Here is a 24,376-nt window from a genome sequence, read left to right on the forward strand (position 1 = left end):
ATCATTTCACGGCCCCGGCAGTCAGGCCGCGGACGAAGTATTTGCCGCCGAGGAGATAGATCAACAGCGTCGGTAGCGCCGCGATGATCACCGCGGCGCTCTGCACGCCGTGCTGCGGGATGTCTGCGACTGCAGCGGACAGCGCGATGAGAGCGGCGGTGACGGGTTGCTGCTGGCCGCTCGTGAATGTCACGCCATAGAGGAACTCGTTCCAGATATGCGTGAACTGCCAGATCACGGTGACGATCAGGATCGGCGGCGAGAGCGGCAGGATGATGCGCCAGAAGATACGGAAGAACCCGGCGCCGTCGATGCGCGCGGCCCTGATCAATTCATGGGGGATGGCGACATAATAGTTGCGGCAGAACAGCGTGGTGAAGGAGAGCCCCTGGATCGTGTGAATCAGCACGAGGCCCGCCAGCGTGTTGATGAGACCGATGTCGCGCAGCACGATGGTCCAGGGAAGCAGGCGCATCTGCTGGGGCAGGAACAGGCCGAGGGTCACGATGCCGTAGATCCAGGTGTCGCCGCGAAAACGCCAGAGCGACACGGCGTAGCCGGCAATGGCACCGAGCAGGGTCGAGAAGATCGTCGCAGGAATCGTGACAAGGGCGGAGTTCAGCATGTACGGCCGGATGCCGGCGCAGGTCTCGGCAACGCAGAAGCCGCTCCAGGCAGCCAGGTAGTTGCTCCAGGCCCAGTGCTGCGGCCAGCCGATCATCGAGCCCTGCGCGATCTCCTCGTTGCTGCGGAGCGAATTCAGCACCACAACAGCCAATGGCGCGAGCCATGCTGCAGCGATCAGCAGGACGATGAGATAGATCAAGATCCGGCTTGGTGCGAAAGTCCGCTCACGCATGGGCGGCCCGCCGTCGCTGAACATATCGCCACGCCGCATACGGCAGCAGCACCGCGAGAAGAATGAGCAGCATAAGCACCGCCGCCGCCGCTCCCCGGCCGAGCAGGCTGCGCTGGAACATCAGGTCGTAGACGACCAGTGCTGGCAGCTGGGTTGCGATTCCCGGCCCGCCGTTGGTGAGCGCGCGGACGAGGTCGAATGTCGAAATCGCGAACTGCAACTGGATCACGACGACGGTGATGGTGATCGGCCAAAGCGACGGCAGAATGATGCGCCGGTAGATTCGAAATGGCCCGGCGCCGTCGATCTGCGCGGCCTTGATGATGTCGGTGTCGACGGAGCGAAGGCCGGCAAGGAACAGCGCCATGGCGAAGCCCGAGGATTGCCAGATCGCGGCGATCACGATGGTCCAGATCGCCATGTCGCGATCGATCAGCCAGTCGAACTTGAAGGAGGTCCAGCCGAGGTCGTGGACGAGCTTCTGGATTCCGAGGCCGGGATTGAGCAGCCAACTCCAGACCGTGCCGGTGACCACGAACGACACCGCAAGCGGATAGAGGAAGACGGATCGCAGCAGGTTCTCGCCGCGAATGCGCTGGTCGAGCAGGATCGCAAGGGTGAGGCCGGTCACCAAACTCAGCAGCACGAAAGCGCTGCCGAACAACAGCAGATTGTCGAAGGCGATCTGCCAATTCCGCGATGCCGCCACCGCCGAGTAGTTGCGCAAGCCCACCCATCCCGTAACAGGGACCAGCGTGGATGGCGTGAACGAGATCCAGATCGTCCACAGCGAGAACGACACGAGGTGCGCGGCGGACAGCAGCAGCGGCACCCAGATCATCAGATATTCCGGCAGCCGGCGCACCCATTCCGGAAGCGCCGGCCGGCCCGGTCTTATCGCGGCGGCATTGCTCAACGTGCGCCCTCGACGGCCTCGGCCAGACGAGTGGCTGCCTGCTCCGGCTTGATCGTCTTGTTCTTTACGTACTCCGTGATCACGTCGATCATCGCGGCGGTCATGCCGTTTTCCTGCGCCATGTTGTGCGCGAGGCTCAGGACCGCCTGGTTGCTGGCGATTGCGTCCTTCAGAGCTGCCGCGGTCCGCCGCTGACCGTCCGACCAGCCTTCGCCGGACAGATCGACGTCGGTACGCACGGGGATCGATCCCGTGATCTGCGAATACATGGTCTGGATCGCCGGATCCATGACGAGCTGGGCCATCAGCGTCTGGCCGGCCTGCAGGTCAGGCTCCTTGCGCTGCCAGAAGATGAAGGCATCGGCGTTCAACAGGAACACCGGCTTGCTGTTGTCGCTCGGACCTGGCGCGATCATGAAGTCCTCGAACTTGAAACCGGCATTGCGCAACACGCCCTGCGCCCAGCCGCCCATGATCATCATGCCCATGTCGCCGTCGATGAAGCGCTTCAAATTGGTCGAGAAGTGCTGGGCGCCGACGTTGGGGTCCATCCAGTCGGCGATCTTGCGCACCTGTGCGAACGCAGCCTTGATCTCGGAGCCCTCCAGGGCCTTCTTCTCGAGATTCATGATGGCGGCGCGGTATGCGAGGGGACTGATGCCGGCCAAGGCAGCCTCGAATTTTTGCCCGTCGTCGGGGCGGGTGCCGCCGTTGGCGATGGGATAGGGGACGCCGCCCGCTTTCATCTTGTCGGCGAGTTCGTTGAAGTCTGCCCAGGTGACGGGGATCTTGTCGGCCTTGGCCTTGTCCATCGCGCGTTTCGAGAGAAACAGCATGTTGGTGCTGTAGATCTGCAACGGCAGTGCGATCCATTTGCCGCCCGGCTTGTGCAATTTCGCAAGGTCCGGCGCGACCACCTTCTCATAGCCGGCGGCAGCGACGACGGCGTCGAGATCGACGGTCGGGGCAATCTTCGACCAAGCTGCGATCTCGGGACCCTTGAGCTGCGAGCAGGCCGGCGGATCGCCGGCCATGATCTGGGCGCGCAGCTTGTTCATCATCTCGGTGGTGAACCCGGGGACGGGCGAGTGCTGCCAGACGCCGCCCTTCTCCTCGAACTTCTTGCCGAGCGCGGTGATGGCTGCCCCATCGCTGCCCGCGGACCATTGCGAGATTGCGGTCAGGCGCGGCTTGACCGCGCCTTGCGCGCGGGCAAAGGCCGGCAGTGCGAGCGCGGCAGCGGATCCAGCGAGCAGACGGCGCCTTGTTGTCGTGATCGGCATGGCAGTTCCTCCCGGTGTGAACTCTCTTGCGCGCGAGCCGCGCAGCTTCAGGCCGTCTCAGGCGGCCTCCGTCGACGCGGCCGGCATGCCGCCGCGGCAGGCGAGGCAGAACGCGGCGAAGGCCAGCGCGGCCCTGGGATCATTGCCGTTCGACGGCGGCACGAAAGCCAGCGACACCTGCGCATGCTTGCGGCCGCCGAGCAGGCAGGCATCGACGCCGTCGACCAGCGCTTTCCGATCGCCTTCCGCAAGGAGCGAAGGCCAGCCGGAGATGGCGACGCCGTGACAGGGCTTGACGTTCAGCGTGTTGCCGATCGCGAGCCCAAGGCGATACAGGCGATGCCGCAGCTCCTGACGCACGCGCGAGGAGATCGGGATCGCGCTGACCCAATCGCTGCCGAGCTGGAGCAACTCCGGCTCGGGCACGCCGAGAAGCTCGGCCAGCGCCGGAAGCGAAGTATAGGCCTCGACACAGCCGAGGTGGCCGCAGCGACAGCGCGGCCCGCCTTCGCCAAACACCATGTGACCGAGCTCGATTGGCTGGAGCGCGTCGGTCTCGACGGGATCATCCATCCAGGCGCCCGCAACGCCATGGCTGACAAAGACGAACAGGTGTGTGTCATTGAATGGATAGTTTTCGGTGCGACAGCGATGGAATGTGGCGTGCGCCACGACCGAATTGGTAAATTCGACGGGCACGTCGGCGAACATCTCGCCGAACATGTCGCTGATGCGCCCGACGTCACAGGGAATGATGGGGTTGCCCGCGGCGCTGAGCCGGCCGAGGCCCGGAATGGAGACGCCGACCTGAGAGAGGACGACGCGGCGGCGCCGCGTCCAGTCGCGCAGCAATGTCATCGCTTCGCGAAACGCCCGGTCGACGGTCTCGACGGTCGGCGTCTTCGGCAGGGGCACGCGCTCGGTGTAGTGCAGCTCGCCCGACAGGCCGCCGACGCCGAGGCTGAGGTGCTGAGCGGTCAGCTCGAAGGCTGCGAGGGCAACCGAGCCGTCGAGCGACACGAGTCCGGTCGGGCCGCCGACGTAGGGGGCAGGGCGCCGCACTTCCTCGATCAGGCCTTCGGTCTTCAGGTCAAGCAGGATGCGCGACAGGCTCGCTTCGGACAGGCGCACGGCCTTGGCCAGCGGCGGGCGAAACGAGCCACCCGACTGAAGCAGGTGAGTCAAAATGGCAGCGCGCGTCTGCCGCCGACTTCTCGGCTGCTCCGGCATTTCCATCCCTGTCGTCATTCTTACTTAGTGTAAGAATTTGCGCGCGGAGCGCTTTGACTGTCAAGGCGTTTGCGGCCGCAGGCGTGGACTTTGTTGTTGTGCGCGGCAGCAAGCGTGTCACGGCCCGATTGGTCTCGTAGGGTGGGCGTGCCCACGACTTCGTATCTGTTGCGGAGAGGTGGTGGGCACGCTGCGCTTTGCCCACCTTACGGCACCTCCATAAACAAAAACGGCGCCATCTTGCGATGGCGCCGCTTCGAAAGCCGTATCGGCTTGGAGCTTACTTGCGATCCTTGATCGTGACGTAGTCGCGGCGGGTGACGCCGGTGTAGAGCTGGCGCGGACGGCCGATCTTCTGCTGCGGGTCCTCGATCATCTCGCTCCACTGGCTGATCCAGCCGACGGTGCGGGCGACCGCGAACAGCACGGTGAACATCGAGACCGGGAAGCCCATCGCCTTCAGCGTGATGCCCGAATAGAAGTCGACGTTCGGGTAGAGCTTGCGGTCGATGAAGTACTGGTCGCTCAGCGCGATCTTCTCGAGCTCGAGCGCCACCTTCAGCATCGGATCGTCGCCATGGCCGGTCTCCTTGAGCACGGCGTGACACATCTTCTGCATGATCTTGGCGCGCGGATCGTAGTTCTTGTAGACGCGATGACCAAAGCCCATCAGGCGGACTTCGGAGTTCTTGTCCTTCACCTTGGCGATGAATTCGGGAATCTTGTCCACGGAGCCGATCTCGGCGAGCATCGCGAGGGCTGCTTCGTTGGCGCCGCCATGCGCCGGACCCCACAGGCAGGCGATGCCGGCGGCGATGCAGGCGAACGGGTTGGCGCCGGAGGAGCCGGCGATGCGCACCGTCGAGGTCGAGGCGTTCTGCTCGTGGTCGGCATGCAGGATGAAGATCTTGTCCAGCGCGTCAGCGAGCACCGGGTTGATCTTGTAGTCCTCGCACGGCACGGCGAAGCACATGTGCAGGAAGTTCTCGGCGAACTTGAGCGAGTTCTTCGGGTACACGAAGGGCTGGCCGACCGTGTACTTGTAGGCCATCGCCGCCAGCGTCGGGATCTTGGCGATCATGCGCATGGAAGCGATCATGCGCTGCTTCGGATCGTTGATGTCGGTGGAGTCGTGATAAAACGCGGCGAGCGCGCCGACCGCAGCCACCATGATCGCCATCGGATGCGCGTCGCGGCGGAAGCCCTGGAAGAAGCGGGCCATCTGCTCGTGCACCATCGTGTGATGGGTCACGCGGTCGTCGAAATCCTTCTTCTGCGCGGCGGTCGGCAGATCCCCGAACAGCAGGAGATAGCAGGTCTCGAGGAAGTCGCCGTTCTCGGCGAGCTGCTCGATCGGGTAGCCGCGGTATTCCAGCACGCCCGCGTCGCCGTCGATATAGGTGATCTTCGACTGGCAGCTCGCGGTGGAGGTGAAGCCGGGATCGTAGGTGAACAGGCCGGACTGGCCGTAGAGCTTGCCGATATCGACGACATCAGGCCCGACGCTGCCGCTGTGGATCGGGAGATCGTAGTTCTTGTTTCCGACCGTCAGCGTAGCGGTCTTATTGCTCGGTTTTGCGTCCATCGTAGGTCCCCGATGAAATGTGAAGCGGGCCGGAGCCGGAGGCCCCCTTTGCGAGATGATGGGGCAGGCCGGATGTTCCAGAAGGTACGGGGGAGATGGGTATATTATTGCTGTGTGCGCTGCAAGATCACCGCACGCATGCTCGACTTACGTCTTAGTCTGGTCCTTGGACTGATCCTCAAGCCGGCCGAGGCTTTCCTGGCGTCCCAGGACGTCCAAAACCTCAAATATACCAGGCGACGTCGTCCGCCCCGTCAGCGCGGCCCGCAAGGGTTGGGCGACCGCGCCGAGCTTGAGACTATTTTCCTCGGCAAAAGCGCGTAGCGCGGCTTCGGTGGTGGCGCCGCTCCATATCTCGACTTTCTCCAACGCGGAATGAAGCTGGCCGATCAGCTTGCGGTTCTCTGGCGTCAGCAGCGCTTGTGCCTTGGGATCGAGCTCCAGCGGCCGGTCGGCGAAGATGAAATAGGCGCTGTCGATCAGCTCGATCAGCGTCTTGGCGCGCTCCTTCAGGGCCGGCATGGCCTTGAGAAGCTGGGCGCGCGTAGTGTCGTTTAATTTGGCCTTAATCTCGTCGCGTGCGGGCACGAGATGGTCGAGCACGTCCTCGAACATCTTCACGAGTGATTGATCGTCGGCGTGGCGGATGTAGTGGCCGTTGAGGTTTTCCAGCTTGGCGAAATCGAAGCGGGCAGCGGCGCGGCCGACGCTGGCGAGGTCAAACGCCGCGATCATCTCCTCGGTCGAGAAGATCTCCTGGTCGCCATGGCTCCAGCCGAGCCGGACGAGGTAATTGCGTAGCGCGGCCGGCAAATATCCCATGGCGCGGTAGGCATCGACGCCGAGCGCGCCGTGACGCTTGGAGAGCTTCGAGCCGTCCGGGCCGTGGATCAGCGGAATGTGGGACATGCTCGGCAGAGCCCATCCCATCGCATCGTAGATCTGCTTCTGGCGCGCGGCGTTGATCAGATGATCGTCGCCGCGGATCACATGGGTGACGCCCATGTCGTGGTCGTCGACCACCACGGCGAGCATGTAGGTCGGGTTGCCATCGCCGCGCAAGAGCACGAGGTCGTCGAGGTTCTCGTTCTGCCAGACCACGCGGCCCTGGACCTGGTCCTCGATCACGGTCTCGCCGGTCTGCGGCGCGCGCAGGCGGATCGTCGGCTTGACGTTGGACGGGGCTGTCGCGGGATCGCGATCGCGCCACATCCCGTCATAGAGGCGGGTGCGCCCTTCCGCGCGCGCCTTCTCGCGCATGGCGGCGAGTTCCTCGGCGGTCGCGTAGCAGCGATAGGCCTTGCCGTCGGCGAGCAGTTGCTCGGCGACCTCGCGGTGGCGCGCGGCACGGCTGAACTGGTAGGTGACCTCGCCGTCCCAGCCGAGCTCCAGCCATTTCAGACCGTCGAGAATGGCGCCGATCGCCGCCTCCGTGGAGCGCTCCCGGTCGGTGTCCTCGATCCGGAGCAGCATCTTGCCGCCGTGCTTCTTCGCATACAGCCAGTTGAACAGCGCGGTGCGGGCGCCCCCGATATGGAGGAAGCCGGTCGGCGAGGGAGCGAAGCGCGTGACGACGGAATTGGTCATTCTTGGCAGGGCCTATGCTTTGGAGGCGGTGGTGTATAGCAGGAACGGGACATAAACAAAGCCCGCCGGCGGACCTGCCAGGCCCCGCTTGAGGCCTGCTTAAGCTCTTGGCTCAGCCTCCCGAATTTGGCAGAAGAACCGCTGATTTCCCGACAGGATTTTCGTAATGACAGAACCGGTGGCAGCTGAGGTTGGGCGCGATTTCATTCGTGACATCGTCCAGGCCGACCTCGACCAGGGCAAATACAGGGAGATCGTGACCCGGTTCCCGCCGGAGCCGAACGGCTATCTGCATATCGGCCATGCCAAGTCGATCGCGCTGAATTTCGGCATCGCCCAGGAGTTTCCGGGCCGCTGCCATCTGCGTTTCGACGACACCAACCCGGTCAAGGAAGAGCAGGAGTATATCGATTCCATCCAGGCCGACGTGCGCTGGCTCGGCTTCGACTGGGGCAAGAACCTGTTCTTTGCTTCGGACTATTTTGACCGCCTGTACGAATGGGCGGAGCAGCTGATCCGCGACGGCCTCGCTTATGTCGACGACCAGACCCAGGAGGAGATCCGCCTCTCGCGCGGCACGCTGACCGAGCCCGGCAAGAACTCGCCGTTCCGCGACCGCAGTGTGGACGAAAACCTCGGCCTGTTCCGCCGCATGAAGGCCGGTGAATTCCCGAACGGCACGCGGGTGCTGCGGGCCAAGATCGATATGGCAGCCGGCAACATCAATCTGCGCGATCCCGTGCTGTACCGCATCCTGCATGCGCATCATCCGCGCACCGGCACCAAGTGGCACATCTATCCGAGCTACGATTATGCCCACGGCCAGTCGGACGCGATCGAGGGCATCACGCATTCGATCTGCACGCTGGAGTTCGAGGACCACCGGCCGCTCTACGACTGGTTCATCGAAAAACTGCCGGTGCCGTCGCAGCCGCACCAGTATGAATTCGCGCGGCTCAACCTGACCTATACGCTGCTGTCCAAGCGCGTGCTGACCCAGCTCGTCCGCGACGGCCATGTCGCGGGCTGGGACGATCCGCGGATGCCGACCATGGCGGGGATGCGCCGCCGCGGCGTGCCGCCGGCCGCGCTGCGTGAATTCGTCAAGCGCATCGGCGTCGCCAAGGCCAACAGCGTGGTCGACGTCGGCATGCTCGAGTTCTGCATCCGCGAGGAGCTGAACCGCACGTCGCAGCGACGCATGGGCGTGCTGCGGCCGCTCAAGGTGGTGATCGAGAACTATCCGGAAGGGCAGACCGAGGAGCTCGAGGCGATCAACCATCCGGATGACCCGTCCGCCGGCACGCGCAAGATCACGTTCGGCCGCGAGCTCTATATCGAGCAGGACGACTTCATGGAGAACCCGCCGAAGAAGTTCTTCCGCCTGTCGCCGGGCAACGAGGTGCGACTGCGCTACGCCTATTTCGTCAAGTGCACCGGCGTGATCAAGAACGAAAAGGGCGAGGTGGTGGAGCTGCGCTGCACCTATGATCCCGCGACCAAGGGCGGCAACGCGCCCGACGGCCGCAAGGTCAAGGCGACGATGCATTGGCTGCCGGCGGCGGCGTCGGTGCCCGCGGAGATCCGCATCTACAACCAGCTGTTCGCCAATCCGAGCCCGGACGCCCAAAACTTCGCGGCCGATCTCAATCCGAACTCGCTGGAGATCCTCAGCGACGCTCGGATCGAGGCATCGGTCGCAGCGAGCAATTCGACCGAGCCGATGCAGTTCGAGCGGCAGGGCTATTTCGTCCGCGACAAGGACTCGACGCCGGGCAAGCCGGTGTTCTCCCGCACCATCGGCCTGCGCGACACCTTCGCGAAGGAAGTCGCAAAAGGGTGATGCGCATATGAGCAACGAAGCCGACGCCATCGTTTCCGCCATCATCGCGAAATGGTGCGCCGGCTTCGCGACGCTCGACGCCGCCGCGCTCTCGTCGCTCTATGCGAAAAACGCGTTCTTCTTCGGTTCGAACCCGAAACTCTATCGGGGCAGGGACGGTGTTGCCGATTACTTCAACGGCCTGCCGCGCTGGCGCAAGCCGAGCGCCGTATTCTCCGACGTGAACGCAGCGCAGGCCGGCCCCGATCTGATCAACATGGCCGCGACCATCTCGTTCGACCTCGCCGGCGAGCGCCCTGATCTCGTCGTCAAGATGAGCTGGGTCATCGTCCGCGAGGACGGCGACTGGAAGATCGTCAATCACCACGCTTCGGCGAAGGCGCCGCTGATCTGATTGGCGCTCTTCATCAGTTTGTCATTCCGGGATGGCCCGAAGGGCCAGGCCCGGAATCCATAACCCCAGCTTGTGGTTATGGATTCTCCGATGCGCAATTGCGCATCATAGCTCGCGCCAAGTGGCGCGCCCCGGAATGGCAGCAGAATACGAACCGAAGCTCTCTCCGCGCGTTGAGGTGGCTCCAACCAAGGATCCCACCATGCAGAACATTGCAGAGCATATGGAAGTCATCGGCGCCGACGGCGTTCATGTCGGCACGGTCGACAAGGTCGAAGGCAATCGCATCAAGCTGACCAAGAAGGACAGCGGCGAGGGCAGCCACAAGGGCCACCATCATTTCATCGACAAGGGCCTCGTCGCCGGTGTCGAGGGTAACAAGGTGCGGCTGTCGGCCAAGGCGGATGTCGCCGTGACGATGGAAGAGGAAAAGTAGGGGGAGTCCCTTCGTTCTCGATTTGTACCGCTGTTCGCGCGGCCGCACGTTCCGGTAGCCTTGGCGACAATCGCGTCGCGTAGGGTGCAGGGATATGGCGGAGCCGGGCCGGCCAGCACGGTCCCAGGGTATAGCCGGGACGTGGCCGGTCGGTCGTGCTGCGCAGGCGGGCGGCTTGGTGCCGGCGGGCTTTGGCGCCTGGTCGGCAATCGTCGAGACGCTGCGTGAATGGGCCCGCGCGGAGGCCGGCGCCGGGCGACTGTTGCCGTGGGTGCCTGTCGCCTTTGGCGGTGGCATCGCACTCTATTTTGCCGCCGATCATGAGCCGGTGCTGTGGGTCGTTGCCGCGACGGCTATCGCGCTCACGTTTGGCGCGGTGCTGTTGCGGCGGAGCCGGCTGTTTGCGCCTGCGATCATGATTGCGGCGGTCGCTTCCGGCTTTGCCGTGGCAACCTGGAAGACGGCGCGCATCGCCCACCCCGTGCTGGCCAAGCCGCTCTATTCAGTGTCGCTGTCGGGTTTCGTCGAGGCCCGCGATATCCGCGAGCGAACCGATCGTTTCGTGCTGCGCGTCACGGCCATGGAGGCGCAGCGCAGCGAGGTCAAGCTGGAACGCGTCCGCCTGTCGGTGCGCAAGGGCACTGCGCCCGAGGTCGGCAGCTTCGTGCAGCTCAAGGCGCGGCTGATGCCGCCGCTCTCGCCGGTGCGCCCCGGCAGCTACGATTTTTCGCGCGACATGTTCTTTCAGGGCATCGGCGCCTCCGGCTTCGTGATGGGCGCGATCACGGCTTCAGTCCCGCCCGATGCCGGCGGCCTGCGGCTGCGTTATGCCGCCTTCATGCAGGGCCTGCGCGATGCGATCGATGCCCGCATCCGTGCCACGCTCGAAGGTGACAACCGCGCGATCGCGACAGCGCTGCTCACCGGGCGGCGCGATGCGATTTCCACGCCCGTCAATGACGCGATGTTCATCTCGGGGCTCGGCCATGTGCTCTCGATCTCCGGCTAACAGATAGCCTCAGCGGTCAGAAGCGTTCACGACGCTTCAAAATCCACAGTTTTCAACGGCTTAGGCCAAGAAGCACGTGGCGGCTTCGTTCACACGCGGTCACTATCGGTCATCGGTTTGCATCCCCCGTGCTTCCCAAAAAGGATGGACTGCTTCCCATGCTCAAGATTGCCGACGATCGCATCCGCTTTACCGACACCTACGTGAGGCGGCTCAGCCTGCCGGCTGGCAAGACCGATCACATCGCTTGGGATCCGGACCTGCCGGGCTTCGGAGTGCGTCTCCGCGCCGGCAAGGCGTCCTACGTGGTGCAGTACCGCGTGGGGATCGAGCAGCGTCGCAAGAGCCTTGGCGACGTTCGGAAGGTCACCTTGGAGGACGCGCGCGGCATTGCCCGAAAGAGGTTCGCGCAGGTCGAGCTCGGCATCGATCCCGACGCCGACGAAGAAAAGCGGCGAGTCGAGCAGACCGCCGATGCGCGAACCTTTGCGAAGGTCGTGGAGCTGTACCTGGAGGGGCAGAAGCCCCGGGTTAGACCGAACACCTACATTGCGGAGGAACGCTATCTACGGCGGCACTGCGGACCCCTCCAAAAGAAGCCGGTCAGCAAGATCAGCTTTGAGGAGATCGCAAGCTTGCTGCGCGACCTGGTCCGAGACCATGGACCGACGTCAGCCGCCCGTGCTCGCGGGGCGCTCTTGGCGTTCTTTTCCTGGTGCATGCGCCAAGGCTTGGCAAAGGCAAACCCGGCAATCGGAACGGAGAACCCGATCCGCGGGAAGGAACCTCGAGATCGGGTTTTGACAGATGACGAGATCCGCATCATTTGGCGGAATTGTCTCGATGACGATTTCGGGAAGATCGTCCGGCTTCTGCTTCTGACCGCCTGTCGGCGTGATGAAATCGGTGGACTGCGCTGGGAGGAAATCGACCTCACCGCGGGCAAGCTGGCGTTGCCGAAGGAAAGAACGAAGGCGAAGCGGGGTCACGAAATCGCGCTACCGGCAACCGCAATCGAGATCGTCAAGTCGATCCGCCGGCGCAATAGCCGAGGCACGTTGTTCGGTGGCGGCGCGAGCGGCTTCAACGCATGGTCCTACAACACGCTGGCGCTCGGTGCCCGCATCACTTCGGCTGAAGGCAGGGCCTTGGCGCCCTGGCGATTGCACGACCTTCGCCGTACGGTGCGCACTCGGATGGGCAAGCTTGGCGTGCTGCCGCACATTGCTGAGCTCGTGCTCAACCACGCCGGCCACAAGTCAGGCATCGGCGGCGTCTACGATCATCACGACTACGGGCCCGAGATCGCCGAGGCGCTACGGAAGTGGGAGGCGCACCTGCTCGCGATTGTCGTGGCCGCGGAGCGTTGAGATGTCGGAAAATCTGATCAAGTTTTCCCTCCACGACGTCACCACGCTGGGTGGCGCTCAGATGGAAGCTTTAAAGCTGTTCAGGCAAATCGAGGCGCATCACGGCCGTGACAGAGCTCAGGCAATCTTCAGAGAGTTGAGTAAGCCTCTATCGAAAGCGCGCGCGAACGAGCTGAAGAATTGGGCGCTCCTCGAGCGTTACGACACAATGGAGAAGCCAAACGTCGCGGAGTTGGCGCGTCAAATCGTCGAAGAGAATGCCGGCCTTTCGGAGGAGAGGCAGTTGACGCCGCGCTATAGGCCGACATTGCCGACCATCGATAAGCATCTGCGTAACCTCCTCCGCGAGAGGCAAGAAGCACTCCGGGAAGAGACATGGGAGGGGCCCACCTCCATGAGACGCTTCAATCGCGAGTGGAACGAATGGATTGAGGCGGAGATCAGCAAATCTGGAAGTGCTGAAACCTAGAACTTCCAGGAAGTTCTCCAAAAAAAGAAATCGAATTTTCGAGCCGGCTTAACGCGAATACCCCTGATACATCGAAGCACTCAGGGAGGTTCATCGTGGACGACGATCGCGTTATGTCATTCGAAGAGTGGTGCCTGCTTAACGGGTTTTCTCGCAGCACCGGGCAGCGCCTTGTCGCGAGCGGCAAGGGACCGGCATTCATTCGTTTGTCGACCCGCCGGGTAGGGGTGACAGTCGCAGAGAACCGCCGCTGGCAGGCTTCGCGTCGTATCGAGACGGCGGCCTGACTATGGGCGCGCGCAAGCCAGAACTGGCCGAGCCCGTCGTCGTTGATCAGTTTTGGGCCAACCGCCGTCTCGATGCGATCATCGTCGACCTCTCCACCTACCAGGGCCACAACCTCGTCAACGTGCGCAAGCACGCGATGGATCGCGACGGCAAGCTCAAGCCAACGCCCAAGGGCGTCGCCATCAAGATCGCGCGGCTGCCCGACCTCGCCAAAGCGATCAACAAGGCGCTGGCCAAGGCGCGGGAGCTCGGCCTGCTCGATGGGAGCGATGCCGAATGAGCGCCGCGGAAGAATTTGCGGAGTGTTGCGCCGACCAGCGCTGGTTCGTTGACAACGGGTGGGTCACGAAGCAGGTCGCGGTCGACAACCTCCAACTGCTCGCCGAATGCGCGGGCTATGTCGATGATCTCGGCCAGGACGAAGTGCAGCGCTTGATGGGCGAGGCCTTTGCGCCGATCGAAGACCTGCCGTCCGACTATGCATCGCAATTGTTGATGCAGTGGGAGCTTGCCGATCCGCGCGACCGCTGGCGCTGGACGGGCGAGCTGCCGCCGGTGCAGCAGGTCTCCACGATCGAGAAGACCCCTTATCGCACGGCGCAGTCAACGATCGACGCCTTCCACGTGGTGTTGAGCGCGGGCGATCCGGACCGGATCGCAAATTGGCTCCACAATCATCAGGCTGACGCACCGGCGCTTTTCAAATCTGTTGAGGCAGCCTGATGGGAATCACACCCGCCCAGGCCGCTATGGCGCGGACGCTCATGGTCGACTTTGGCCTGGTCCGAGCCGAAGATCCGGCCCAAGATCAAGACCCGCGCCGCGATTTTCCGCCGGCTGATAGCTATGAGCAATTCAGCGAGCCCGAAGCCGGTCGGTTGTCGCTCGTTTCGCCATCAGAACAGAAATCACCCACCTATGCCGCGATCACGCCGGCAGTGTGGAAGGGCACCGAGGCGGAGCAACAGCGCTGGCTCGCGAGCGGTCGCATTCCATGCGGTGACCTGACAATCCTGGCCGGCAATGGCGGGTCCGGCAAAACCGAGATCGTAACCCAGCTGCTGGTGCACACCGCCGCAGGCCTCGGCGATTGGCTCGGCTGCACGATTGAGAACGGGCCGGCCCTGTTCCTGTCCTGCGAGGAGCCCGAGCACAACATCCGCGACCGCGTCGAGCGCATCGCCAAGCACCGGTGCATCGACCCGCATGGCCTCACCGATCTGCATCTGCTTTTCCCCGACCTCGAGAGCACATGGCTGGTGCACGCCGGCGGCGATGGGCGCCTGTCCCGCGCTCCGCTGCTCGACTGGCTGGAAGGCTGGATCCGCGATCGCCGGCCGCGCCTGGTCGTAATCGACAGCATCGCCGCGGTGTTCGACGGGGAGGCGATCGCGCGCCGGCAGGTCCGCGCCTTCCTCGCCATGCTCCGCAAGATCGCTCGGGAGAACGACGTCGCCATCGTGATGCTCGACCATCCCAGCGTCCGAGGCATGGCCGACGGCAGTGGCACAGCCAACAGCGTGGACTGGCGGAACTCGGTGCGCTCAATGCTGCACTTGTCCGACCCGGACAAGGACGACCAGGACCAGCGCACGCTCGCGGTCACCAAGAGCAACTATGGACGGTCAGGCGAGAAGGTGACGCTCCGCTGGGGCGGCCTGACCTTCACCACCGCCATGGCCGGAGAGGCCTCGCCATATCGCGCGTCGGTCGACCGCGACATCGAGGAGCTATTCCTGCGGCTGCTCGACAAGCGCCTTGCCCAGGGCCGCCCGGTCCATGCGAAGACCGCCAAAGGCAGCGCGCCTGCCGAGTTCGTGCTGGACCCTGAGGCCACTGGCATCACCGCCGAGGCCTTCCGCAACGCGATGGAACGCCTGTTCGCTCGCAACGCCATCAAGACCGTCGAGACCGGCTCACCCAGCAAGCGGCGCCAGCACATCGAACGGGTGACAGCATGACCCGTAGTTTCCCGGCTTCCAACGCCCCTACCAACGCTCTGCCGACACTTCCAACACCCCTACCAACTATCCTGCCAACACCCCTTCCAACGGGTGGCAACGGTATTGCCAACGCCTGTTCTCCAACCCCCCATACCCCCCGAGCGTTGGAAGCGCCCAACGCCGCTGGGGCGCGGCTAGGCGTTCCGGCCGCTCAAGGAAGGGAAGGGCGGAAAGGACCTCGTTGTCGGCATGCATGCCGTAACCGCGAGATTGGAGCTGGCGGACCGTGCATTATGCGCTCGCCTGGTGGACAGCGTAACTCGTTACGAGCAAGGCGGCGGTCGGCTCAAACGCTTCCCATACGCTTCCCGATGCCGCGCAGTCTGTCGCGACCGGTCGGTAAAGCGCTGTTCGTGCTGCCCAACCTCCATCGCCGTTCGATCTGTCCCAATCATGTGGCGTCGATCGGGAAGGGGTTTTCGCGCGCGCTCTCTCATGAACTTCAGCACTCTTGGAAGCTGACGCCCGCGCGAGAGAGTCGGCCAATTCCCCTGTCAGATGCTGAAGGATTTCCCGCGAAAAGACGGGGTGGGGTGCCGGGTGGGGGGAAAATCCCGCGCGCGCTCCATAATCGACGTGCGGTGTCTGTTTCGCGGCGGCCGTCCAAAAAATCGGCGGCGACCTCTCAGAAAACCTTGTTGGACATCGCTAGACAATGAAGCCGCGCTTGATCGGATCTCGCGAGCAGTTGCTCGACGTCGTGCGCACCCGCCGCGACGAGCTCGACCTCAGCCACGAGACGCTGGACGCCATCACAGGGCTGCAGGGCGGCTACGTGAGCAAGTTGCTCGCCGACCCGCCGGTGAGGGGCTTCGGCCAAATGTCGCTCCAGGCCCTTCTGGACGCGCTGGGGCTGCGCATCGCATTCGCAGTGATCATGGAGGACCCGGAGCAGGCTGACCGCGTGCGCGGCCGCTGGAAGCCTCGCAAGCGTCGGCCGACGAACACGAAGGTCGCCGCATCCGTCCCACCCGATCAAACAATGCGGTGCGTTGCTAGCAATCCGGAAATCACGCCGAATGCTGACAGCACGAACCTGACAGAGGCCAACAATGGCAAACACGAGAATGATCGGCACGCGGATCGGCCCTGAGCTGGAGCAGCGCATTAAGGACCTGGCCGCGCGGGAGAGGCGCACGATGAGCGACTGGATCCGCTGCCGGTTGGAGGACGCCGCGGCGGCGTCTCAGTCCGACCAGCACCGCAGCGAAGCGGCGTGAGGATCATCAGCATGTTTCGCAGGAAGTCCGGCGAGCAAGCCGCAGAGCACCCGTTGCCGCAAGTCGAAGCATCGGCCCGGCGCGCGCCAGCCGTCCAGGAGAAACTGGATTGCGCCTTGGGCGCGTTGAATGAGCTCGAGCAGGAGGTCGCCGAGTTCGCGCTCGATGCTGCCGAGCGCAAGCCGGGCGCGGCGGACAAGCTGGCCGGCCACCGATCCAGGATCGACGCCGCCAGAACGGCGGTGGCTGAGCTGCAAGCGGCATTGCGGCTGGCGCTGCGGCAGGATTCCGAGGCCGAACTCGCCGAGCAGGCTGCAGCGCGCGATCGGCAATTGCGGGAATTTGCGGCGACCGCGGAGGAGTGGACCCGCGTCGGCGTGGAGCTATCCGGCCTAATCGAGAAGGCGGCGAAGCTGCGCGTCGAGCTCGGCACCCTGGCCGAGGAACTGCAACACAAATTCCCGACCGGCATCGTTCCGCACCCGATCGACTTCAAATCGGTGGACATCATGGTCGGCGGCATCGCGAACCCGGTGGCGATCGATGCACTCCTGGCCGGAGAGATGTTCAAGCACGGTTTGCCGAACGCCTTTCTGCCTGGCGCACGAGCACCCCACGCATCGCTGGCATACGACCGGCCCAGCATTGAAGCCGCGCCCGTCGTCTTTCGGCGGGCCGGTGCGTACTTCGTCGGGCTTCTGCGGGATCGTTTCGACGCGATCAAATCACCCACTTCGGAGGCAGCATGACCGATCAAATCCAAGCGCCGGTCACAGCGGCGGATGCGCGCGCGCAGATCGATGCGCTCTCGGCGAACACCGAATTCGGCTCAAAGCTGCTATCCGGCGACGTGGCCGCGACGAAGCAGTGGAACGACTTGCATAGCGTGCTCGGAAAGGGCGGTGACGAGATCGAGAACGCCATGAACGGCGTGGTCCTCGGCGCCGACACGATCCCCGACGGTCAGTCAAAACTGCTCGCCGAAGGCGCGTCATGGATGCGGAGCCTGGGACTCTCGGATGACGTGGTCCGCGAGGCGCTGGAAGGCGCCGGCGTCAGCAAGGAGGAATACCGGATGGTTACGGACTGGCGGAACCGCCAGATGAATAATCCGGCATTTACGAAGCGTTTTCTCGCGAACGAGGCTGAGGCAGTCCGACTGATGATGACCGCATCCGTGGTGATCGCGGGCGGCATCAAGGGCGAAGCAAAAGGATTTTGAAGATGATCAAGTATCAGATCGACGTCGTCGACCCCAAGAGCAACGAAGAGCGGCAGGTCACCGTCTCGATTACGCCTCTGCAGCGCGCGCGTGCGAAGCGCAGCAGTGACTGGATGCGCGCAATCCAGGATATCGCGCGACCGCTGATCCCGGCGGGCTTCCTACCGATCGGCAATCGCGTCCGGGCTCTTCACTGAACAGGAGCAACGGTACATGCGCTTGATCCTCCTTCTGTCCATTTTGCTCTACGCGGGGCCCGCCACCGCGCAAGATGAAAATATCACGCTGGAGCTTTCTCCAGCGGAGGCCCTAGCGATCGTGCGCGCACAAGATCTATGGCCGATCAGCAAGCGGACGCCGCCCGGTTTCTTCGAGGTGCAGATCAAGATCGGTCGCGCGCTCGATCAAAATCCAGACGGTCGCAAGGCCGTCAAAGAATTGGAGCGTTCGCGATGAAATTCCTCTTCCGTTTTGGCCTCGCGGTCGCGCTTGCCGTCGGCATCTCTCCCGTCTGTGCTCAGCAATACAATGCCGTCCGCGACAACAGCGTTATCGGTCGCATCGGCTCCGGCAGCGGCTCGGGGCCATCGCAGGCGATCACGTTTGACCAGCTTGCAGCACAGCTTGCGTTGAAGGGCTCGGTATCCGCGCCCCTCGCGCGCGTGGCCACCGCTGCCGTGGCGGCGGGTGGAAGCTGCGCTTCGAACGGTGACTTCAGCGCCATCACCACCGGCGGCGCGGGCACGCAGGCGACCATCTCGCTGCACGCTACCGGGGGGCAGATCACATCGGTTAACTCGATCGTCTCGCCGGGTGCATGGTATCAAAATCCGTCCTCACCAAACGCAGTGGCGATCGCTGGCTGCAACGGCGTCACGCTGAATTTGACGTTCACCGGCGCCACCGCGGGCAACGCGATCATCATCGGGGCAACGCAAGGCACGCTTGCGGATGCTGGCGCGCCGCCGGCCTTGACGACGACCGCAATCAACACCGCATCACCGCTTTCCGGCGGCGGCACGCTCGCCAGTTCGCGCACCATCGGTCTTGCCGCCGGCACGCTCGACACCGTCCTAGGCTATTGGGGTTCGACCACCGCGTCGGCGACGGCGATCAACAACTGCACGAATTCGCTGACCTACTCGACCTCGACGCACGCCTTCGGCTGCAACACCGGCGCGGGCACCGGCAACGTCGTTGTCTCAGGTACTCCGACTGCCAACCAGATCGCACGCTGGACGAGCTCGACGGATATTCAAGGCGTTGGCTTCGGCACTCTCCAGCTTACGAGCGCGCATCAAAGCGCCATCCCGACAAACCCTGGCGGCACGGCCAGCACGACCGGTGTTCACATGGGGCTTGGCGCAACTTGTAAGGTCACACCGGCAACGACAGGTCGCGTAAGATTCACGATCATCGGATCGGTCACCAACAACAACACCCCCAAAAACACGACTGTTGCTGGCCGCTACGGGACCGGGACTGCGCCAAGCGCTGGTGCGGCCTTGACTGGAACGTCATTCAACAGCGGCGTTGTTTATACGACCCCGAGCGGGACCGCATATGCTCCTTTCAACATTGAAGGCATCATCAGTGGATTGAGCGTAGGGACACAGGTTTGGTACGACGCCTCTGTCGCAACCAACGACGCCGCCACGACGTCTTCGATCTCGAACCTGACCTGCCTGGCGCAGGAGTTTTAGGCCATGGCCGAGAACAATGACTCCGTTGGACCGTGGAGCGACTACGTCGGCGCGAAGGACGACTGGCAGCCCGTCGCGAACCAGCCTGCAGAAGGCCCATGGAACGCGTACCGGGAATTGAGCGACGAGCAGGTTTTCGGCCCGCAGCGAGAATTGAGCGATGCTGAAGTATTCGGCCGACGCGCCATCGAGGTGCCAGACCGCATTCCGCAGGCGATGGAGGATCGCCTCGTCGCGGGCGAGGAGGCCCGCAAGCGCGAGGGTGGCCTGCTGCAGACCATCCCGCAGGGCATCGATCTGATGTCCACCCCGGAAGGGCGCACGCGGCTCTGGGAGGCGGTGAAGAAATATCCCTCCAAGATGCTCGACGACACCATCAACATGCTGAAGCTGCCGGGCGACGTGATGTCCGGCAAAGTCGACTTGTCCACAGAGGAGGGGCTGGATCAGGCCATCGGCCTGGGCATGCTGGTCGCCGGTAGCCGGCTGAGCAAGTTGCCGACCACGGGCAAGACCTCGGGCATGGCCGTCTCGATGGGCGAGCCGGTGTCGCGGATCAGCAAGGGACCGATGGGCGAGATCTACGACCTGCCGATCGGCACCGCCGCGCGCTCGGAGGACTTCGTCGCGGCTGCGGAGATCGTGGGGGGCGAGAAGGCTCCCATGGCCGTCCAGGAGAAGCTGCTGGCGGCCTACGAGGAGAAGGGCCTGCACCCGTCGGAGGTCGCCCACGACGCCATGAGCGACCCTGTGGTGGCGCAGAGCCTGTTGTCTAGCGACAAGGCCGACCTGCCGCCCGGTGGGCCTCCCAAGGGCCCGCCAGAGCCGCCCAAGCCCCCCGGCGAGCCGCCGGCGCCGCCCCCTGAAGGATCGTTCGAGGCGGCGCAGAAGACCGTCCTCGACAAGATCAGCATCGGCGAGTCCGCGCCGGCCGAGCGCAACACCTGGGCGAAATACTATCGCCTAGCCGTGGACGATCTGCACCCGCTGAAGGCCATCGACGAGGACGCCTACCAGCTGGCGCGGCTGACCCGCGGCCAGTTCGGCAAGGCCGAGCATTTCATTGAGCACGGCACCTTCGACTTCCAGACCTACAAGACCAACGGCAAGCCGCTGGCCGAGATCATCGAGCCCGTCAGCAAGGACCTCGACGGCTTCCGGGCCTACCTCGCGTCCAAGCGCGCCATCGAGATCGAGGCGTCTGGCCGGAAGTCCGGCGTCGATATCGAGGCCGCGCAGCGCGTGGCGGCCGAGGGGGAGGGCAAGTATGGCGAGGCGGCCGCTGGGCTCCAGTCCTACCAGGAGAACCTGCTCGCCTACCTGCGCGACAGCGGCGTGATCTCGGGCGATGCCTTCACCGCAATGCGGGAGGCCGGCCAAAACTACGTGCCGTTCTATCGCGTGTTCGAGCCCGAGAGCGGCGCGCCCGGCAGCAAGGGCTTTGGCCCCGGCAGCCCGGTGAAGAAGCTGAAGGGCTCGGAGCGGGACATCATCGACCCGCTCGAATCCATCATCAAGAACACCTACGCGTTCATCTCGGTGGCCGAGCGCAACGCCGTCGGCATCAAGCTGATCGACGCGCTGAAGGAGCAGGGCGAGAAGGTCACGACCGGCAAGCTGCCGCGGGACGCCGAGCTGGTCGACTATCTCAAGGAGAGCGGGGTCACCGACCCCGAGAAGCTGGCCGACTTCGTGCAGACCGCAGCGCGGGACGATGGTGACACGCTGTCGGCGTGGCGGGATGGCAAGCGCGAGCAGGTCAAGGTCAAGGACCCGGAACTGGTTGCGGCGTTCCGCAATCTCGACCAGAGCAGTGCCGACATGCTGGTGCGCGTGCTGGCCGCTCCCGCCAAGCTGCTCCGCGCAGGCGCGACGCTGTCGCCGGACTTCATCGTGCGCAACGTCGTTCGCGACTTCATGACGGCCTTCATCAACAGCGGCAGCGCCCTGTTCTCGCCCATCGATACGGCCAAGGGCCTGGTCGGCGTGATCCGCAAGGACGCCGATTTCCAGAACTGGATGAAGGGCGGCGGCGCTAACGCGACCATGGTGGCGCTGGACCGGCGCTATTTGCGGGAGAGCCTGCGGACGCTGAACGGCGAGACCGGCCTGATGGAGCGCGGCTGGAACGTGGTGACGAGCCCGGTCCGCGGCCTACGCCTCGTCTCCGAGCTCGCCGAGAACGCCACCCGCCTTGCCGAATTCAAGAAGATGACCGGCGAGAGCAAGGCCGACATCCAGTCCGCGGCCTATGCCTCGCGCGAGGTGACGCTGGACTTTGCCCGGATCGGCGCCTCCATGCGCGCCTACAACATGATCACCGCGTTCGGGAATGCGCAGATCCAGGGCCTGGATCGCATCGGCCGCGCCTTCGCCGACCGGCCCGTGAACACCACGGCGAAGGTCGCCGGCGGCATCACCCTGCCGTCGGTCCTGCTCTGGTGGGCGAACCACGACGACCCTCGCTACCAGGAACTGCCGCATTGGCAGAAGGATATGTTCTGGATCGTGATGACGAAGGATCACGTCTTCCGGATCCCCAAGCCGTTCGAGCTCGGCGTGGTGTTTGGCTCCGGGGTCGAGCGCATCCTCGACGCGACGGTCGGCCAGAACAAGGAGGCCTTCGACGGGCTCGGCAAGTCGATCGCGCAAGTGATCATGCCGAACTATATCCCGACCGCCGCACAGCCCATAGCGGAGCAATGGGCTAATCGCTCGAGCATGTCCGACCGAACGCTGATCCCGGCCGACATGGAGAAGTTTCTCCCCGAATACCAATACACGCCATACACGACCGAGGTCGCCAAGAAGCTCGGTCAGGTCGTTAGCGCGTTTCCGGGCATGCGCTCGACCGCAGTTGGCCCCGGGGCGCCTTTCGGCCCGATGGCGCGCGCCGTGTCCTCTCCGATCCTGGTGGAGAACTACATCCGGTCGTGGACCGGTGGGCTCGGTGTCTATGCCCTTCAGGCAGCCGACGCCGGCCTACGGAAGGCGGGGGTGTTGCCCGATCCGGTGACGCCGACCCCGACGCTGGCTGACATCCCGGTCGTGAAGGCGTTCGTCGTCCGCTACCCGTCGGCCTCGACACAGTCCATCCAGGACTTCTACGACCAGCACGAGGTCACGAAGCGCTTCTACGACACATGGCTCGCCAAGGCGAAGGAGGGCGATGTCGATGCCATGTCGCGCATCCAGGCGGCGGGCGGTCCCATGATGTTCGTGCGGCTCGATGCCATCAAGGAGACGATGTCCGACCATTCGAAGCTCGTCCGCGACATCTACAAAAACCCGACCATCAAGGCCGAGGAGAAGCGGCAGCTGATCGACGGCCTCTACTTCAACATGATCGAGATCGGCAAGGCTGGGAAGGAATTGATGAATCGGCCGCGCTAGCCCGCTTCCAAAGGAGCGATCCCGACCAGGGTGTAAAACGTGCGCGTGTCTCCAGAAATAGCTTCGTCAATCTCGACTTTCTCAAGAGTCGCCATACACTGACGACCAAAGAAGTCACGCAACTTCATCTTTACTTCTCGCGCCAGTTTGCCTTCGATCACTTCGCGGTTCATATCGTAGAGCTCGAAGCGATCGCGTAATAAACTGGCCCCAACCAAAAACGCCTTGATTGTGATTTCAACGCTCTGCTTCGTGCGAAATCTGGCAACATTCTTTTGGAGATTGGGAATTTGTTCTTTGTCGGCGTCCCACGCGAATTGTGTGCCGGAAGTATCTGTCCACTTCAGCCCGAAGCCAGCATTGTGGCGTGACAGATCATCCAGAATGTGACGGAGATGCCCAACGGCCCTTTGACCAAGTTCTCCAGATAGCCTTGAGATTTCTTTTTCCTGCTTGGCGGCGTTGAGCAGTGTAAAGAGCGTTTGCAGTGTAGAAGATGCTGTGCTTTCACCGAACTCGTCGAACTGAGGGCGGATGTAAATTTCCATTCCAAAAGAAGAAGGAAAGACATCTGCGAACCGCATCGCGGTGGCGTCAAGAATATACTGCGAAATAGGTCCGCGTCGCCTCGGTCCAGTCGTGATCGCTTGCGCAATCGCGGAGTAAAGCTTCTGAATTCGGATCAAGAAGACGCCGAGTTCGCCGACCCCGGCTGTGTGATCGTTGTAGGCATGACCACTCAGACTGATTTCAATCCGCTCCCGGATGCGGTGCTGAACTAGTTCAACTCTCTCCGCTTCGAGGCGACGCTGTAAGTGAGTCAAGCTGTTCAGGCTCAACTTGGCTGCAAAACTGTCCGGATTTTGCGCAGCAATGTACTGCCCTGCAGCCAAGGCGTCGTCGAGCTCTGCAAGGCGACGCACGAGACCGCGCATCCTAGCTTCAGCCTCGGCAGGGGCGATGTTCTCCCATACGATCATTGCGTTACAGGAGCGCTCGCGGGAGGGGCAAACCTGACGTGAACGATTCCCTTCGGGACATCGCTTCGATCGTACCCGAATTCACCCATCCAATATTTCCGCTTAGCGCGGGCAGGCTCACTCATGGGATGACCATCCGGATAGACAGGACAAAAATATGCGTCACACAGATACTTGGCCTTAGTATCAGGCCCCGCCACCAGTTGCATAAGAGCCTGCTGCTTCTCGTGCGGAAGCGCGTCAACTACGGTCGCATCAATGAACATTACTAAATCGACGTCGCCAGGATCGTTCTTACTCGTGACAAAGCTCCCATCGAGAAACTGTTCGCAAGCGCCAACTAAATCGACGATCTCTTTGCAATGCTGCTTGTAGCCGTCGAATATCCACTTCCTCGTCGGAGAATGCGGAAAGCTGGTTACGAATAGAGCTTCGAACTCTTCTTTGTCGAAAACGTGCAGCCCGGCCTCTAGGTACCCATGCCCATTGAACTTTGAACTCAATACCGCCCCCTTGCCCGGTCCGATTCCGAAGGAACCCTAGCTCAACCTAGGGGAGCGCGAAAGTAGCCTTTCGCCGAAATGGC

The 24,376-nt window shown here is 63.3% G+C and carries 24 protein-coding genes and 1 pseudogene; 17 read left to right on the forward strand and 8 right to left on the reverse strand.

All coding sequences use genetic code 11. The annotated features are described in order from the left end of the window. Nucleotide 1: 1 nt before the first annotated feature. From XH81_RS13000 to gltX, 6 genes are all read right to left on the reverse strand, one after another. Complete coding sequence (locus tag XH81_RS13000; RefSeq protein WP_028141529.1) at nt 2–859, reverse strand: carbohydrate ABC transporter permease; 858 nt, start codon at nt 857–859, stop codon at nt 2–4. After that, nucleotides 852–1,775 (reverse strand): carbohydrate ABC transporter permease, encoded by a 924-nt coding sequence (locus XH81_RS13005; RefSeq protein ID WP_271596225.1) that lies wholly within the window; start codon nt 1,773–1,775, stop codon nt 852–854. Before XH81_RS13005 ends, XH81_RS13000 begins: the two co-directional genes overlap by 8 nt. Next, the gene (locus tag XH81_RS13010) at nt 1,772–3,058 is read right to left on the reverse strand and encodes an ABC transporter substrate-binding protein (protein ID WP_028141531.1); all 1,287 of its coding nucleotides are present in this window, start codon (nt 3,056–3,058) and stop codon (nt 1,772–1,774) included. The genes XH81_RS13005 and XH81_RS13010 overlap by 4 nt, the downstream gene beginning before the upstream one ends. Before the next feature lie 57 nt (nt 3,059–3,115). Then, entirely contained in the window at nt 3,116–4,294 is a 1,179-nt protein-coding gene (locus XH81_RS13015; protein WP_028141532.1) for an ROK family transcriptional regulator, read from the reverse strand. 274 nt (nt 4,295–4,568) lie between these two features. Continuing rightward, the gene (gene gltA / locus XH81_RS13020) at nt 4,569–5,873 is read right to left on the reverse strand and encodes a citrate synthase (RefSeq protein ID WP_028141533.1); all 1,305 of its coding nucleotides are present in this window, start codon (nt 5,871–5,873) and stop codon (nt 4,569–4,571) included. A 147-nt stretch (nt 5,874–6,020) separates the two neighbouring features. Continuing rightward, nucleotides 6,021–7,460: a glutamate--tRNA ligase gene (gene gltX / locus XH81_RS13025; RefSeq protein WP_028141534.1), complete on the reverse strand. Its 1,440-nt coding sequence runs from the start codon at nt 7,458–7,460 to the stop codon at nt 6,021–6,023. Nucleotides 7,461–7,626: 166 nt separating this feature from the next. Between gltX and XH81_RS13030 the strand changes: the two genes are divergently transcribed. From XH81_RS13030 to XH81_RS13110, 17 genes and pseudogenes are all read left to right on the forward strand, one after another. After that, a complete protein-coding gene (locus tag XH81_RS13030) occupies nt 7,627–9,303 on the forward strand; it encodes a glutamine--tRNA ligase/YqeY domain fusion protein (RefSeq protein ID WP_271596226.1) in 1,677 nt (558 codons plus the stop codon). Between the two features lie 7 nt (nt 9,304–9,310). Beyond that, entirely contained in the window at nt 9,311–9,697 is a 387-nt protein-coding gene (locus XH81_RS13035; RefSeq protein WP_028141536.1) for an SgcJ/EcaC family oxidoreductase, read from the forward strand. 202 nt (nt 9,698–9,899) lie between these two features. Continuing rightward, nucleotides 9,900–10,133 (forward strand): DUF2171 domain-containing protein, encoded by a 234-nt coding sequence (locus XH81_RS13040; protein ID WP_015685840.1) that lies wholly within the window; start codon nt 9,900–9,902, stop codon nt 10,131–10,133. 94 nt (nt 10,134–10,227) lie between these two features. After that, nucleotides 10,228–11,139, forward strand: a pseudogene (locus XH81_RS13045) (ComEC/Rec2 family competence protein); the annotation flags it as partial. A 161-nt stretch (nt 11,140–11,300) separates the two neighbouring features. Beyond that, on the forward strand, nt 11,301–12,512 hold the full coding sequence (locus tag XH81_RS13050; protein WP_271596227.1) for a tyrosine-type recombinase/integrase: 1,212 nt from the start codon (nt 11,301–11,303) through the stop codon (nt 12,510–12,512). Between the two features lies 1 nt (nt 12,513). Next, nucleotides 12,514–12,981, forward strand: a complete 468-nt coding sequence (locus XH81_RS13055; RefSeq protein ID WP_271596228.1) for a hypothetical protein — start codon at nt 12,514–12,516, stop codon at nt 12,979–12,981. Between the two features lie 95 nt (nt 12,982–13,076). Then, on the forward strand, nt 13,077–13,268 hold the full coding sequence (locus tag XH81_RS13060) for a helix-turn-helix transcriptional regulator (protein WP_140479925.1): 192 nt from the start codon (nt 13,077–13,079) through the stop codon (nt 13,266–13,268). Between the two features lie 2 nt (nt 13,269–13,270). Beyond that, nucleotides 13,271–13,549, forward strand: a complete 279-nt coding sequence (locus XH81_RS13065) for a transcriptional coactivator p15/PC4 family protein (protein WP_271596229.1) — start codon at nt 13,271–13,273, stop codon at nt 13,547–13,549. Next, on the forward strand, nt 13,546–13,992 hold the full coding sequence (locus tag XH81_RS13070) for a hypothetical protein (RefSeq protein ID WP_271596230.1): 447 nt from the start codon (nt 13,546–13,548) through the stop codon (nt 13,990–13,992). Before XH81_RS13065 ends, XH81_RS13070 begins: the two co-directional genes overlap by 4 nt. A 41-nt stretch (nt 13,993–14,033) precedes the next feature. Beyond that, a complete protein-coding gene (locus tag XH81_RS13075) occupies nt 14,034–15,230 on the forward strand; it encodes an AAA family ATPase (RefSeq protein ID WP_271596231.1) in 1,197 nt (398 codons plus the stop codon). A 697-nt stretch (nt 15,231–15,927) separates the two neighbouring features. Continuing rightward, the gene (locus XH81_RS13080; protein WP_271596232.1) at nt 15,928–16,365 is read left to right on the forward strand and encodes a hypothetical protein; all 438 of its coding nucleotides are present in this window, start codon (nt 15,928–15,930) and stop codon (nt 16,363–16,365) included. A 138-nt stretch (nt 16,366–16,503) separates the two neighbouring features. Next, entirely contained in the window at nt 16,504–17,241 is a 738-nt protein-coding gene (locus XH81_RS13085) for a hypothetical protein (RefSeq protein WP_271596233.1), read from the forward strand. Next, on the forward strand, nt 17,238–17,714 hold the full coding sequence (locus XH81_RS13090; protein WP_271596234.1) for a hypothetical protein: 477 nt from the start codon (nt 17,238–17,240) through the stop codon (nt 17,712–17,714). Before XH81_RS13085 ends, XH81_RS13090 begins: the two co-directional genes overlap by 4 nt. A gap of 2 nt (nt 17,715–17,716) precedes the next feature. Then, the gene (locus XH81_RS13095; protein WP_271596235.1) at nt 17,717–17,911 is read left to right on the forward strand and encodes a hypothetical protein; all 195 of its coding nucleotides are present in this window, start codon (nt 17,717–17,719) and stop codon (nt 17,909–17,911) included. 16 nt (nt 17,912–17,927) lie between these two features. Continuing rightward, complete coding sequence (locus XH81_RS13100) at nt 17,928–18,170, forward strand: hypothetical protein (RefSeq protein ID WP_271596236.1); 243 nt, start codon at nt 17,928–17,930, stop codon at nt 18,168–18,170. Beyond that, complete coding sequence (locus tag XH81_RS13105) at nt 18,167–19,417, forward strand: hypothetical protein (protein WP_271596237.1); 1,251 nt, start codon at nt 18,167–18,169, stop codon at nt 19,415–19,417. The genes XH81_RS13100 and XH81_RS13105 overlap by 4 nt, the downstream gene beginning before the upstream one ends. Before the next feature lie 3 nt (nt 19,418–19,420). Continuing rightward, complete coding sequence (locus tag XH81_RS13110; RefSeq protein WP_271596238.1) at nt 19,421–22,810, forward strand: LPD38 domain-containing protein; 3,390 nt, start codon at nt 19,421–19,423, stop codon at nt 22,808–22,810. On the opposite strand, the gene XH81_RS13115 is transcribed toward XH81_RS13110, so the two are convergent. Both XH81_RS13115 and XH81_RS13120 read right to left on the reverse strand, forming a co-directional pair. Then, entirely contained in the window at nt 22,807–23,745 is a 939-nt protein-coding gene (locus tag XH81_RS13115; RefSeq protein ID WP_271596239.1) for a hypothetical protein, read from the reverse strand. The genes XH81_RS13110 and XH81_RS13115 overlap by 4 nt on opposite strands. Before the next feature lie 41 nt (nt 23,746–23,786). Continuing rightward, nucleotides 23,787–24,293 carry a DUF6932 family protein gene (locus XH81_RS13120; RefSeq protein WP_271596240.1) on the reverse strand — a complete coding sequence of 169 codons (507 nt, stop codon included), beginning with the start codon at nt 24,291–24,293 and terminating at the stop codon, nt 23,787–23,789. Nucleotides 24,294–24,376: the final 83 nt, after the last annotated feature.

The sequence above is a fragment of the Bradyrhizobium sp. CCBAU 25360 genome, assembly GCF_028128695.1.
GTDB classification, from domain to species: Bacteria; Pseudomonadota; Alphaproteobacteria; order Rhizobiales; family Xanthobacteraceae; genus Bradyrhizobium; species Bradyrhizobium ottawaense.